11 protein-coding genes are annotated in these 12,590 nt (G+C 64.7%); 8 read left to right on the top strand and 3 right to left on the bottom strand.

Annotation, left to right across the window (positions count from 1 at the left end):
• The first annotated feature begins 140 nt into the window (after positions 1-140).
• A complete protein-coding gene (locus tag ABGM93_RS13505; RefSeq protein ID WP_321500235.1) occupies positions 141-1,262 on the top strand; it encodes a LacI family DNA-binding transcriptional regulator in 1,122 nt (373 codons plus the stop codon).
• A 48-nt stretch (positions 1,263-1,310) separates the two neighbouring features.
• Here ABGM93_RS13505 and ABGM93_RS13500 read toward each other — a convergent pair whose 3' ends face one another.
• Complete coding sequence (locus tag ABGM93_RS13500; RefSeq protein WP_321500233.1) at positions 1,311-1,766, bottom strand: glyoxalase superfamily protein; 456 nt, start codon at positions 1,764-1,766, stop codon at positions 1,311-1,313.
• Positions 1,767-2,073: 307 nt separating this feature from the next.
• On the opposite strand from ABGM93_RS13500, the gene ABGM93_RS13495 reads away from it, so the two are divergent.
• Together ABGM93_RS13495 and ABGM93_RS13490 are read left to right on the top strand one after the other, a co-directional pair.
• Positions 2,074-2,433, top strand: coding sequence for an ArsC family reductase (locus ABGM93_RS13495; protein WP_321500231.1), 360 nt, complete (start codon positions 2,074-2,076; stop codon positions 2,431-2,433).
• 11 nt (positions 2,434-2,444) lie between these two features.
• Positions 2,445-3,698 (top strand): TIGR03862 family flavoprotein, encoded by a 1,254-nt coding sequence (locus ABGM93_RS13490; RefSeq protein WP_321500229.1) that lies wholly within the window; start codon positions 2,445-2,447, stop codon positions 3,696-3,698.
• A gap of 67 nt (positions 3,699-3,765) precedes the next feature.
• Here the strand turns inward: ABGM93_RS13490 and ABGM93_RS13485 are convergent, their stop codons facing one another.
• Both ABGM93_RS13485 and ABGM93_RS13480 read right to left on the bottom strand, forming a co-directional pair.
• Positions 3,766-4,608, bottom strand: a complete 843-nt coding sequence (locus ABGM93_RS13485; RefSeq protein WP_321500226.1) for an ion channel — start codon at positions 4,606-4,608, stop codon at positions 3,766-3,768.
• Positions 4,589-5,947 carry a mechanosensitive ion channel domain-containing protein gene (locus ABGM93_RS13480; protein ID WP_321500224.1) on the bottom strand — a complete coding sequence of 453 codons (1,359 nt, stop codon included), beginning with the start codon at positions 5,945-5,947 and terminating at the stop codon, positions 4,589-4,591. Before ABGM93_RS13480 ends, ABGM93_RS13485 begins: the two co-directional genes overlap by 20 nt.
• Positions 5,948-6,239: 292 nt before the next feature.
• Between ABGM93_RS13480 and ABGM93_RS13475 the strand changes: the two genes are divergently transcribed.
• The 5 genes from ABGM93_RS13475 (at position 6,240) to ABGM93_RS13455 (ending at position 12,590) form a co-directional block, all read left to right on the top strand.
• Positions 6,240-8,033 (top strand): adenylate/guanylate cyclase domain-containing protein, encoded by a 1,794-nt coding sequence (locus ABGM93_RS13475; protein ID WP_321500221.1) that lies wholly within the window; start codon positions 6,240-6,242, stop codon positions 8,031-8,033.
• A 389-nt stretch (positions 8,034-8,422) separates the two neighbouring features.
• Complete coding sequence (locus ABGM93_RS13470; RefSeq protein WP_321500219.1) at positions 8,423-10,012, top strand: ABC transporter substrate-binding protein; 1,590 nt, start codon at positions 8,423-8,425, stop codon at positions 10,010-10,012.
• Between the two features lie 141 nt (positions 10,013-10,153).
• A complete protein-coding gene (locus tag ABGM93_RS13465; protein ID WP_321332659.1) occupies positions 10,154-11,134 on the top strand; it encodes an ABC transporter permease in 981 nt (326 codons plus the stop codon).
• Positions 11,131-11,637: a GNAT family N-acetyltransferase gene (locus ABGM93_RS13460; RefSeq protein ID WP_321500217.1), complete on the top strand. Its 507-nt coding sequence runs from the start codon at positions 11,131-11,133 to the stop codon at positions 11,635-11,637. The genes ABGM93_RS13465 and ABGM93_RS13460 overlap by 4 nt, the downstream gene beginning before the upstream one ends.
• Entirely contained in the window at positions 11,634-12,590 is a 957-nt protein-coding gene (locus ABGM93_RS13455; RefSeq protein ID WP_321500215.1) for an ABC transporter permease, read from the top strand. Before ABGM93_RS13460 ends, ABGM93_RS13455 begins: the two co-directional genes overlap by 4 nt.

The raw sequence follows: 12,590 nt of genomic DNA, 5'->3' as shown, positions 1-12,590 counted from the left end.
GCCTTTTCGCGTCAAAGCGTCTGGGGGTCGGTGCTTTCCTTTGGTCGCCCGCCGCGCGACAGTGACCTTTGAACCGCGGTCCCGCCGCGATCGATGATCAGGAGCGTTGGAGGGCGCGAAGGCCCCCGGGACATGGAGCAATGCCGGACAACCGCATGCGGGCCCGTGCCGAACGGGCGAGGGAACACAGAAACGGTCGCCGCAAGCGGCGGCTGACGCTGGCAAACCTTGCGGAGAGGCTGGGCGTCTCCACCGCCACGATCTCCCTCGCCCTGCGCGACTCCCCCCTCGTTGCGCAGGCGACGCGCGAGCGCGTGAAAGAGGCGGCCACAGAGGCGGGCTACATCTACAACCGCTCCGCCGCCGCCCTTCGCACCGCACGCTCCAACGTGGTCGGCGTCGCCGTTCACGACATCCTCAATCCCTATTTCGCCTCGATCTTCCGCGCGCTTGAAGATGCGCTGGGCGAAAACGACCAGATCGTCTTCATCTGCAATCATCAAGACGACATCGACCGCCAGCGCAGTTTCGTGCAGTCGCTGCTGCAGCACCGCGCCGACGGGGTGGTGCTGTGCCCCTCGGTGGGAACGCAGGCCGACGAGATCAATCGGCTGGTGGAGGCGGGCTTGCCGGTCGCGCTCATCTGTCGCGACGTGGAGGGCGCGCGCGCGCCGGTCGTACGCGGCGATGATCGCAAGGGAACGCGCATGGCCGTGCGCCATCTCATCGCGATGGGGCATCGCCGGATCGCCTTTCTGGGCGGCAGGCGGCAGACCTCCACCGGGCGGGACCGGCTGGAAGGGTGGCGCGATGCGCTGGCGGAAGCGGGCGTCGATCCGCGTTCCCAGCTCGATGTGCCTGAATTGATGACCCGCGAGGACGGGTTCGCCATGGCCCCGATCCTCATGCAGCGCGCGCCGCGCCCGAGCGCCGTCATGTGTTTCAACGACATGATCGCCCGTGGTCTGGTGGAGGGCCTGCGCAGGCATGGTCTTGAAGCGGGCCGCGATATCGCTGTCGTCGGCTATGACGATGCGCTCGACGCGGCCACCTCCACGCCGTCGCTGACCACGGTCAACAGCGGTGGTCCGCAGATCGGCGAACGGGCGGCGGAGGTCATCCTGTCGCTGATCGCGGCACGGGATGAGGAGACTGCGCCCGCGATGGAGCGCACCATCATCGCCCCGCATCTCGTGGCGCGTGAAAGCACCGCGCATGCCTGTCCGGCAGACGGGGACGGCATTGAAAACGAAGAGGAGTGAGGCCGCGGACGCCTGAGACGTCCGCGGTTCGTGCCCTTTGGGACAGGCCTAGAGGATGAGCCGCATATGCGGCTCGCCATCGGAGGTTTTCGACGTGCTCACGCCCGCCGCATCGACGGTGGTGCGCACCCTCTTGCGGAAAGACGAGAAGCTGTCGAAGGTCACGACATCGACGGGCTCGTCGAAATCGATCTCCACCGCATAGCGCGCCGGGGTGCCCATCATGTGCACGGAGAGGACCTGCCCGAGGAAGGGCTGGCCAAGATAGGTGCCGCGCACCGTCTGGCCGATCTCCACCGGCGCGCAGGTTCGGCGCGCCTCCTCGCGTGGCGGTCCGTTGCCGATGGTCGCGTGGAAGGTGTTCCAGTCGCGGTATCCGTGCTGATGGGCGACGATTTCCAGCGACCGCCCATGGGAAAGGTCGGTGCCGGATGCGGCCATGTCGGCGCGCAGGCGTTTCGCCTGACGCTTGGCCTCGTCAAGTGTTGGAATGATTCCGTTCATCGCAAGCCTCGATTCAGTCCGAGCATGCGGTTCAAGGGACGGGGCTCGCATTGCCGTCGCACCGCCAATTCGGACATTCGTGGCAGCGGAACGAGAAATCGGAAGGACTTCACCATCGGCATATGCGCCGTCGCGAGCAGCTGGGGCCTTCCACCCGGCGCTCCAGATAGGTACGCATCGGTCGATTGTCAAATCACGGGTTGTGACGACGCGCGGCAGGATCTGTTGCGCGGGCTGGACCTTTGGGCCGGATTGGTCTTTATCTGGCCCCGACGCAACGCCCGAATTTCGAAAAAGGATCCGCCCCATGAAGCTCTACGGCATCGCCAACTGCGACACGGTGAAGAAGGCCCGCCGCTTCCTCCAGGATGCGGGTGTCGAATACGAGTTTCACGACTACAAGAAGAAGGGCGTCGACGAGGTGGCCCTGCGCGCGCAGGTGGCGGAATTCGGCTGGGAGAAGCTCCTGAACCGGCGCGGCACCACCTGGCGCAAGCAGCCCGACGAGGTCAAGGACGCGGTCACCAACGAGGAAACGGCCATCGCCCTGATGCTGGCCGAACCCTCCATCATCAAGCGTCCGGTGGTCGAGGCCGAGGGCCTGCGGCTCCTTGGCTTCGATCTGACCGCCTGGGAGATCGCGCTTGAATCCGGCACACTGAAATAGCCGCCAGCACCATGACCCAGGATCCCCATTCCGCAGCCACCATCGCCGTGATCGGCGCAGGCCCCGCCGGGCTCATCGCGGCCGAAAGGCTGGCTGAGGCCGGTCATTCCGTCACCGTCCATGACCGCCTCGCTTCGCCCGCGCGCCGGTTTCTCATGGCCGGGCGCGGTGGGCTGAACCTCACCCATGCGGAGGATCTGGAAACCTTCCTGACCCGCTATGGGGCGGCCCGTGCGGTGCTTGAACCCGCCATCCGCGCCTTCCCGCCCGAGGCGCTTCGCGCCTGGGCGGACGGGCTCGGGGCGGAGACCTTTGTCGGCTCCTCCCATCGCGTCTTTCCAAAGGCCATGAAGGCCTCGCCGCTGCTTAGGGCCTGGCTTTCCAGGCTTGGGGAGCTTGGCGTCACGTTGCTTGCCCGCCATCGCTGGACGGGCTGGACCGACGATGGCGCGCTTGTCTTTGAAACCCCGCAAGGCGCGGTCACCCGAACCGCCGACGCCACCCTTCTGGCGCTGGGTGGGCTCAGCTGGCCAAAGCTCGGCGCGGATCCCGCATGGCCGGGGCTGATCGAGCGGGCCGGTGTCGCCGTGACCCCGATCCGGCCCTCCAATTGCGGCTTTCTCACAAGCTGGTCGCCGGTTCTGGTGGAGCGGTTCGCCGGAACCCCGCTCAAGACCGTCGGCCTCTCCTTCGGCTCCCATGCCGCGCGGGGCGATGTCATGATCACCGCCACCGGTATCGAGGGCGTTCCGGTCTACGCGCTTTCCGCCGTCTTGCGGGAGGCGATCGAGGCGCAGGGCGCGGCCGAGCTTCTGATCGACCTCCGGCCCGACACGCCGCTTGAGCGCCTTCAGGAACGCCTCGCCCGTCCGCGCGGTCACCAGTCGGTCTCCAACTTCCTGCGCAAGGCGGCGGGGCTCTCGCCGCTCGCCATCGCGGTGCTGCGCGATGCCTGCGCCCAGAAAGACGGCTCGCTTCCCTCCGATGCCGCCGAGCTCGCCCGCCTCATCAAGGCCTGCCCGCTTCGTCTCACCGCAACCGCCGGTCTGGAGCGCGCCATTTCAAGTGCCGGTGGCATCGCGCTTGCCGGGCTTGACGGGAACATGATGCTCGCCGACAGGCCGGGGATATTCTGTGCAGGCGAGATGCTCGACTGGGAGGCCCCGACGGGGGGATATCTTCTCCAGGCGAGCTTTGCCACGGGGGTGGCGGCGGCCGCGGGGATCGACCGTTTTCTTCAAAAGAAAAGCCTTATGACTCAATGATCGGATTGAAGGCGTTCGAAAGTCCTTTCGAACGCCTTCGAAACGGATGCTTGAAACGCCTTCTGGCTCAGGATTCCCCGTCCGTCGGGATCTTCAGGACCCGCCCGCAATGCTTGCAGTGGATGGCGTCCGGGTCGTGCCGGTTCAACCCGCAATCGGGGCAGGTGAAGGGGTATTTGCTTGGCCGGAAGATGGTCTGGACGAGGCGCAGGAACAGGGTCACCCCGATCACCATGATGGCCACCGTCAGGAGCCGCCCGAACGTGTCTTTGACCGTGATGTCGCCGAACCCGGTGGTGGTCAGCGTCGTCACCGTGAAATAGAGCGCATCGACATAGGTGTTGATGTTCTCGTTGTGCTGGGCCTCCGCCACGAAGACGATCGCGGTCACGATGAAGACGAAGACGAAGAGATTGACCGCTGACTGGATCACCTCCTCGTTGCGCTTGAACCAGATCCAGTTGCGCCGGAGATCGCGCAGCACGTGATAGGAGCGCAACAGCCGCAACATCCTGAGAATGCGCAGGAAACCCAGATTGTCGATGAAGTTTGCCGCAAGCAGCGAGAGGATCACGATGAGATCGGCGATGGTGGTCAGTTCCAGCGCGGTCTTCAATGGCCGCACCACGATCAACAGCCGCGTCACGTAATCGACGATCAGCACCACCGCGATCGCGAGATCGGTCAGATGCATGGTCGGCTGTTCCGGGATCATCGACGAGACGATGAAATAGAGCACCGTCACGATGTCGAAGATGACCATGCCGGTTCGAAAGATCCGCGACGTGCGGCCATCCCCGAAATAGAGATGGCGCAGCGCCATGCGGGTCGGGCCGAACCGTCCGCGCCCGTTGGTCAGCTCGTCATGCGCGTCCTGTTCGCTGCCGGTTTCACTCGTCCCCTGGCTCACGCCTGTCTCCGTCCTGTGGTCCGTTTCCAGGCTGACGATAGATCATCTCCACCGGCCCCTTGATATGAATGTCGTGCTGGCGATAGGGCAGGCCGACGCCCGCCTCGTGCAAAGCTTCCCAAAGGGCCATGAGCACCTCGCCCTTGACGTTGACCACCCCCTTGCCGGGATCGTCGATCCAGAAGCGCAGCAGGAAATCGACCGACGATTCGCCGAATGCCGTCAGATGGCAGACCGGTGCCGGATCGTCCTCCACCCGCGCAACGCTCGCGGCCGCCCGTGCGGCCAGCTCCCGAACTTGCGCCGGATCCGCATCGTAGGCCACCCCGAACGGCACATCGAGCCGCACCTTGTTGTCGGAATAGGTCCAGTTGATCACCTGATTGGTGATCAGGTCCTCGTTGGGAATGAGGTATTCCCGCGCGTCCCGCGTCACCACCGACACATAGCGCGCGCCCAGCGAGGTGATCGAACCATAGGTCTCGCCCACCGAAATCACGTCACCCGGCTTGATCGACTTGTCGATGAGCAGAATGACGCCGGAAACGAGGTTGGAGACCACCTTTTGCAGGCCGAACCCGAGCCCGAGCCCGACCGCGCCGGAAAAGACCGTGATGGTCGTGAGATCGAAACCGATGGTCTGAAGGCCCAGCACCGCGGCAAGCATGAACAGCGCGATACGGGTGAGTTTCCCCGCCAGAACCTTCATGGAGGGCGAGAGGTCCTTTTCGCGCTCCATGCGCCGTTCCGCGGCCCGGCTGAGCCAGCCCGCCATCCACATGAGGAGGGTCAAGGTCACCACGGCCTTGACGACCAGCAGCAGCGAGATGCGCAGCGAGCCGACCTGAACCGCCAGGGCGTCCATCAGAACAATGGCCTGCGGCGTCAGGTCGAGCAGCGTGAGCGCGGCGAAGGCCCAGCCGCCGAGCGCCACGATTCTGGCCGCGAGACGGTTGCGGATGATGCGTGAGGAAATGGAGATGACGAGCCAGACGGCGGCGAGATTGCCCACCACCAGGATCAGGTAGCTGCGGCTCGGCCACGTCACCTCGCGCATGACGACCACGACGGCCCATGTGATCGCAACGAAGATGATGACCCTGAGACGGCGCAGCACAAGCGCCAGAAAGCGCATCCGGCGAATGGACGTCTCCTGCGCGCGCACCCAGTTTTCCAGGTGCGGCTCGGCCCGCAGGGCCCCGTAATGGGCAACCGCGAAGGCAAGGATCAGGATCACGAGCTGCAGGATGCCGGAAGGCTGGATGAGCGCGCGCAGCGACAGCACCAGTTGAGGAACCGTGCTCTCGATCGCCTTGACGAATTCCTCCCAGGTGAACATGCGCCGCTCGTCCTCCCCGCCTCGCCCGGCCCGACTTTCGGGCGATCGCCTCGCGTTAGTTTAGGCCATTGCGCGAAAAAGCGAAAACGCCGTGCTCCGCGGAACGTTCCCTCGGCACGCCAGGGGCGGCACGGACGATGGCGACGGGAAAGGGCCGCGGCGTCGGCGGCGCGGTTTTCGCAAAATCACGGCCATGCGCCCTCAAGCCAGGCCGCCTCTCGCAACCGATTGCTTTGATGACTAGACTTGTCGCGGGGGAGGTTGCCGGGAGATGGGCAAGGGGAGCGATCGGATGAACGGTCAGGAAAAGGCGTCGCCGGATCTTAAGCAAGGCAGGGCGGGCGCTGCGGTGCCTTCGGGGGGAACGGTCGCGCAAAGGGCCCGGCTTTATGCCGGACTTGTGCTCTTTGTCTTCATTCTCTCGCATTTCCTCAATCATGCTCTGGGCAATGTCTCGCTCGCCGTGATGCAGGCCGGTCAGGACCTGCGCTATGAGGTCTGGTCCTCGCGGCCGGGCCAGATCCTGCTTTACGGCGCGCTGGCGGTTCACGTCGTGTTGGCCTTGATCAAGCTGGCGCGGCGGCGCACATGGCGCATGCCCGTCTGGGAAGCGGCGCAGATCCTGCTCGGCCTTTCCATCACCTGCCTCCTGATCAAGCACATCGTGGCCACGCGTCTGGCGATGGATGTCTTTCACACCAATGTCGATTACCGTCACGAATTGACGGCGCTTTGGGACAACAGCGTGTTCTGGCAATCGGCGCTGCTTGTGATCGTGTGGGGCCATGCGATCATCGGCCTGCATTACTGGCTGCGGCTGCGACGCTGGTATCGCGCGCTGCGCGGCTGGCTTGCGGCGGCGGCGTTGCTGGTGCCCACGCTGGCGCTGACCGGCTGGATCAACGCTGCCCGCCTTTTGGCCGAAACCGGCCGTCTCGGGCTCAACAACACGGCTTCTGAACGGGCCGTCCTCGCTGACTGGATGTATCAGGGCCGGTGGGGCCTCGTCGTGGTTCTGGGCACCATCGCACTGGTGATCCTCGCGCGGCGCGTGGCGGACAGGTTCGGCAAAGGCTTCACCATCACCTATCCCGACGGGCGGCAGGTGCGTTCGCGCCCCGGCCCGACGCTTCTGGAAATCAGCCGCGCCAACGGCCTGCCGCATCTATCCGTTTGCGGCGGGCGGGCGCGGTGTTCAACCTGCCGCACCCGCATTCTCGCCGGAGGAGACAGGCTCGCCAGCCCCTCCACAGCCGAGCGGACCGTGCTCGCCCGTATCCGGGCAGGCAACGACATTCGCCTGGCCTGTCAGATCCGCCCGCAATCGGATCTGGAGATCGAGCCGATGCTGGCCAGCCGTCGGGATTTTGGAAAACGATTGCAGCCCACCGATGATCTCTATCGCTGGGGCGTGGAACGCCCGGTAAGCGTGATGTTTGTCGATCTGCGCGGCTTCACGGCCCTGTCGGAAGGCCGCCTTCCCTATGATGTGGTCTTCATCCTGAACCGCTATCTGGAAGGTGCGGGCGAGGCGATCCGCAAGGCCGGTGGCCTGGTCGACAAGGTCATGGGCGACGGCATCATGGCGCTGTTCGGGATCGACAAGGACGCCCGGCAAGGCGCGCGCGATGCCCTGCAGGCGGTGCTTTCGCTGGCGCAGGCGCTGGAACGCGCCAATGCCGATCTCGTAGCCCAGCTCGACACGCCCCTGCGGCTCGGTATCGGTCTTCACACCGGCCCGGCAATCCTGGGACGGATCGGCCTTGCGGGGGCGGCGGGGGCCGCCGCGCAGCTGACCGCCCTTGGCGATACGGTCAATGTCGCAAGCCGTCTGGAGGGTGCATCCAAGGACCTCGGCGGCTTTGCCGTCATCTCAAACAGCACGCTTGAAGCGGCGGGGATCGAGGGGCTCGCCCTCGCGGGCATCGGCGAGGACCCTGTTCCCGCCACCCCCCATGCGGTTGGCCTGCGCGGCCGCACCGAGCCGCTGGAAGTGTGGGCGGTGCGCGATCCGGTCGTGCTGGTCGCAGCCCTTCAGGCGTCCGAAGTCGGGGGTGCAATTGGAGAGGAGGTTGCGTCCGTCTGACGGCGCCTTGCCCTCGGGATTATTGTCTAATTGATCAAATATGCGCCACGCCCCCCTCCCGATTGCCTCCATGGCAGGCGGGAGGCGGTCGCTAACCCCCTGAAGGGCCTCAATTGTCATCGCAAACAAGGTTCAGACTGGACCTGCCACTTCTGAGGCGACAAGATGCCTTCAAGGGCTCATGGCCCGCCGGGATGGAGGTCGGTGTGAATTGACCTTCGACCACGGCGGGCGGGATCGAAGCGGGAGCGAAGGGAGACGAACCGGTCCTTTTCGATGTCGAGCCGCGAAATAAGCGACCGCGAAGCAAGAATGGTGAAAACGCCAGCTTTGCGGATCGTGAGGAATACGGGAACAGAACTGTCATCCTGCCATGGGAGAACCGGGACATGCGCATCCGCAATGCCGCCCTCGTGACCGGTCTGGCCGCTGCTCTGCTCGCAGCCGCGCCGGCCAGCGCCAAGACCTTCAAATACGCCTTCCAGGGCGTGCTCAGCACGCTGGAGCCTTATGCGCTCAACGAGACCTTCACGCTGGGCACGCTCGGCAATGTCTACGAGGGGCTGATCTATCGCGACAAGGATCTGAAGATCCAGCCTGCGCTTGCCGAAAGCTGGGAAATCCTCTCCCCCACCAAGTGGCGCTTCCACTTGCGCAAGGGCGTGAAGTTCCACAATGGCGGCGATTTCAACGCCGATGACGTGGTGTTTTCCGCCGACCGCGTGCGCGCGAAGGGCTCCGACCTCACCAGCTATCTCGGCGCGGATGTGAAGGTCGTCAAGGTCGATGACTACACGGTCGATTTCGAACTGAGCAGCCCCAACCCGATCCTGCATTACCAGTGGGAGTTCTGGTACATCGTCGACAAGGAGTGGACCGAGGAGCATGACGCGGTGGCGATCACCTCCGCCTCCGACACCAGTCCGAACTATGCCGCGCTCAATGCCAATGGCACGGGACCTTACGCGATTGTCAGCCACGAGGCCGGCGTCAAGACGGTGTTTGAGAAGAACGCCGGCTATTGGGGCTCGCTTGAAGGCAATGTGGATCGGGTGGAGCTGACCCCCATCGCCCAGGACGCGACCCGCGTGGCGGCGCTTCTTTCCGGCGAGATGGACATGGTCTACCCGGTGCCGGTTCAGGACATTCCGCGCGTCGATGCCAACGAGGGCACCCGCGCCCTGACCGGTCCGGAACTGCGCACGATCTTCCTCGGCATGGACCAGCGCCGCGACGAGCTGAAATATTCCAACGTCAAGGGAAAGAACCCCTTCAAGGACGTTCGCGTGCGCAAGGCCTTCTATCAGGCCATCGACGAGAACGTGATCGTCAAGAAGGTGATGCGCGGCCTCGCGACGCCGTCGGCCCTGATGATCTCGCCGTTCATGTTCGATCGCGCCGGTGAATTCGAACGCTACCCCTATGATCCCAAGGCGGCCAAGGCGCTGCTGGCGGAAGCGGGCTATCCGGACGGGTTCGAGGTGGGCATGGACTGCCCGAACGACCGCTATGTGAACGACGAGGCGATCTGCCAGGCGGTCACGTCCTATCTGGCGCGCGTCGGCATCAAGGTGGATCTGAACGCCCAGCCCAAGGCGAAGTATTTCGCCAAGATCCTGGCATCGGGCGACTATGACACCTCCTTCTACCTGCTGGGCTGGACGCCGAGCTCGTTCGACGCCCACAACGTGTTGTCCGCGCTGATGAATTGCCGTGACGATTCCGGTGCAGGCTCGCCGTTCAACAATGGCGGCTGGTGCGACGAGGAGGTCGATGCGCTGACCGCCAAGGTGCTTGTCGAGAACGACAAGGCAAAGCGCGACCAGATGATCTATGAGGCCTTCAAGAAGGCCAATGACGATGTCCGCTACATTCCGCTGCACCAGCAGGGCCTTGCCTGGGGCGTGGCGGACGACGTGGATCTTGCCCAGCGCGCCGACAACGTCCTGTCGTTCCGATATGTGAACGTGACGGACTAAGAGGCTTCGGCGGGGCGGCCCTGTTTCCAGGCTGCCCCGTTTCTCTTTCCCCTCGCGCCCCCTACACGCCCGCGTTTCCTGCGTGAAAACGGGTCGCGATTGCGGATATGAGCTTCAACCCGCAAAGACAGACAGGGTCCCATGCTCGCCTTCATCATCCGGCGTCTGTTGCAGGCCGTTGCCGTCATGCTGGCGGTGGCGCTGATCGCCTTCACGCTGTTCCGCTTCGTCGGCGATCCGATCAACCAGATGGTCGGTCAGGATACCACCCCCGCCCAGCGCGAAGCCCTGCGTGAGCAGCTCGGTCTCAATGACAGCGTGCTCGTGCAGTTCAGCCGGTTCGTGGGCAATGCCGCGCGCTTCGATTTCGGGCGTTCCTACCAGTTCAAGCAGCCGGTCGCCGATCTCATCGGATCCCGTCTGCCCGCAACCTTCGAGCTTTCCCTCGTCTCCGCGATCCTGTCGCTTCTGATCGGCATCCCGATGGGCGTCTATACCGGGCTCAACCGGACATCGTGGCTCTCGAAGGTGTTCCTGACGATCTCGCTCATAGGCATATCGCTGCCCACCTTCTTCATCGGCATCCTCCTGATCTTCGTCTTTTCCGTAACCCTGCAATGGTTGCCGAGTTTCGGGCGCGGCGAGGTGGTGGATCTGGGCTTCTGGACGACGGGGTTCCTGACCGTTTCCGGCCTCAAGGCCCTCATCATGCCGGCGATCACGCTGGGGCTGTTCCAGATGACGCTGATCATGCGGCTGGTGCGTTCCGAAATGCTGGAAGTGATCCGCGCCGATTACATCAAGTTCGCCCGCGCCCGCGGTCTGCCCGACCGGATCGTCCATTTCCGCCATGCGCTGAAGAACACGCTGGTGCCGGTCATCACCATCACCGGCCTGCAGCTCGGCTCCATCATCGCGTTTGCCATCATCACCGAGACGGTGTTCCAGTGGCCGGGCATGGGGCTTTTGTTCCTGCAGGCCGTGCAGAATGTCGATATCCCGATCATGGCCGCCTACCTCATGCTGATCGCCTTCGTCTTCGTGGTGATCAACCTGATCGTCGACATCCTCTATTTCGTGGTCGATCCGCGCCTGCGCGTGGAACGGACGGTGCAGACATGACCGCGCCCCTCACGCCTTACACATTCCGCGCCATCGAGGCGCGCGATCTCCCGGCTCTTGCGCTGCTGTGGCACGAGGCATGGCGCGCGGGCCACCTCGCTTTCGCCGCGTCCGAACTGGTGGACGCGCGCACCCCGGAACTGTTCCTGAACCGCCTGAAACCCTTTGCAGGCCATGGCCTCGTGGCGCTGGGTCACGACGGCGAACCCGACGGGTTCGCCTATTGGGACGGGGCGGAGCTTGATCAGTTCCATCTCGGACAACGCGCCCGCGGCACCGGGCTTGCGGGGGCGCTGATGCACAGGGCCGAAGAGGCCATGGCGGGCGAGGGCATCACCTCAGCCCATCTCTTCTGTGCCGAAGGCAATGCCCGCGCCCACCGCTTCTATGAAAAGGCCGGCTGGCGCGATCAGGGCGTCGAGGCCACCAAGGTCTCTGACGGCCTGGGCGGCTGGCTCCCGGCCGCCTGTCATCGCTTCACCAAGGAGCTTGCGCGCCGATGAGCGACACGACATCCACCGGCACATCATCCGGGCCGCAGGAAAAGGGCTGGCTGGCGCGCGCCGCCGACAGCGACATCCTGCATTCCTTTCTCGCCTCCAGGGTCACCATCGTGGCCGCCCTCGTGGCGCTGGCCTTTTTCGCCGGCGCGGCCTTCGCGCCCTGGATCGCACCGCATGATCCCTTCGATCTGGCGAGTGTGGACCTGCTCGATTCGCTGCTCCCCCCCGCCTGGGCGCCCGATGGCGACATGCGGTTCCTTCTGGGAACGGACGATCTCGGCCGCGATATCTTCTCCGCCATCCTCTACGGCTCGCGCATCTCCATCGGCGTCGGCCTCGTCTCGGTCGCCTTTGCCGCAACGCTTGGCATCACGCTGGGCCTGATCGCGGGCTATGCGGGCGGGCGCGTCGATGCCTTCATCATGCGACTGGCCGAGGTGCAGCTCACCTTCCCCGCGATCCTGATCGCCCTGCTGGTCGATGGCGCGGCGCGCGGGATTTTCGGCAATCTCAACCGCGAGAATTCGGCCTTCTGGATCCTCGTCTTTTCCATCGGGCTCAGCTTCTGGGTGCAATATGCGCGCACCGTGCGCGGCTCCACCATGGTGGAGCGCAACACGGAATATGTGCAGGCCGCCCGCCTCATCGGCATTCGCCCCGGCCTCATCCTGCTGCGCCATGTCTTGCCCAATGTCATGAGCCCGGTGCTGGTCATCGCCACCATCAACCTGGCGCTCGCCGTCATCACGGAGGCGACGCTCTCCTATCTCGGCGTCGGTGTGCCGCCCACCCAGCCCTCGCTCGGCACGCTGGTGCGCATCGGCAACGATTTCCTGTTCTCCGGCGAATGGTGGATCGCCATTTTCCCCGGCATCGCGCTCGCCCTGCTCGTCCTCGCCGTGAACCTCATCGGCGACTGGTTGCGCGACGCGCTCAACCCGAAACTGCGGTAG

Source organism: Breoghania sp., assembly GCF_963674635.1.
Lineage (GTDB): Bacteria > Pseudomonadota > Alphaproteobacteria > Rhizobiales > Stappiaceae > Breoghania.
Note: the sequence above shows the minus strand (reverse complement) of the source record. Positions and strands in the feature narration are given on the sequence as shown.

Bases quoted from the DNA above. Each gene is read 5' to 3' on its own strand.
- ABGM93_RS13465 (WP_321332659.1), top strand. From the start codon at position 10,154: ATGCTCGCCTTCATCATCCGGCGTCTGTTGCAGGCCGTTGCCGTCATG.
- ABGM93_RS13455 (WP_321500215.1), top strand. From the start codon at position 11,634: ATGAGCGACACGACATCCACCGGCACATCATCCGGGCCGCAGGAAAAG.
- ABGM93_RS13500 (WP_321500233.1), bottom strand. From the start codon at position 1,766: ATGAACGGAATCATTCCAACACTTGACGAGGCCAAGCGTCAGGCGAAA.
- ABGM93_RS13460 (WP_321500217.1), top strand. From the start codon at position 11,131: ATGACCGCGCCCCTCACGCCTTACACATTCCGCGCCATCGAGGCGCGC.
- ABGM93_RS13495 (WP_321500231.1), top strand. From the start codon at position 2,074: ATGAAGCTCTACGGCATCGCCAACTGCGACACGGTGAAGAAGGCCCGC.
- ABGM93_RS13490 (WP_321500229.1), top strand. From the start codon at position 2,445: ATGACCCAGGATCCCCATTCCGCAGCCACCATCGCCGTGATCGGCGCA.
- ABGM93_RS13470 (WP_321500219.1), top strand. From the start codon at position 8,423: ATGCGCATCCGCAATGCCGCCCTCGTGACCGGTCTGGCCGCTGCTCTG.
- ABGM93_RS13480 (WP_321500224.1), bottom strand. From the start codon at position 5,947: ATGTTCACCTGGGAGGAATTCGTCAAGGCGATCGAGAGCACGGTTCCT.
- ABGM93_RS13505 (WP_321500235.1), top strand. From the start codon at position 141: ATGCCGGACAACCGCATGCGGGCCCGTGCCGAACGGGCGAGGGAACAC.
- ABGM93_RS13475 (WP_321500221.1), top strand. From the start codon at position 6,240: ATGAACGGTCAGGAAAAGGCGTCGCCGGATCTTAAGCAAGGCAGGGCG.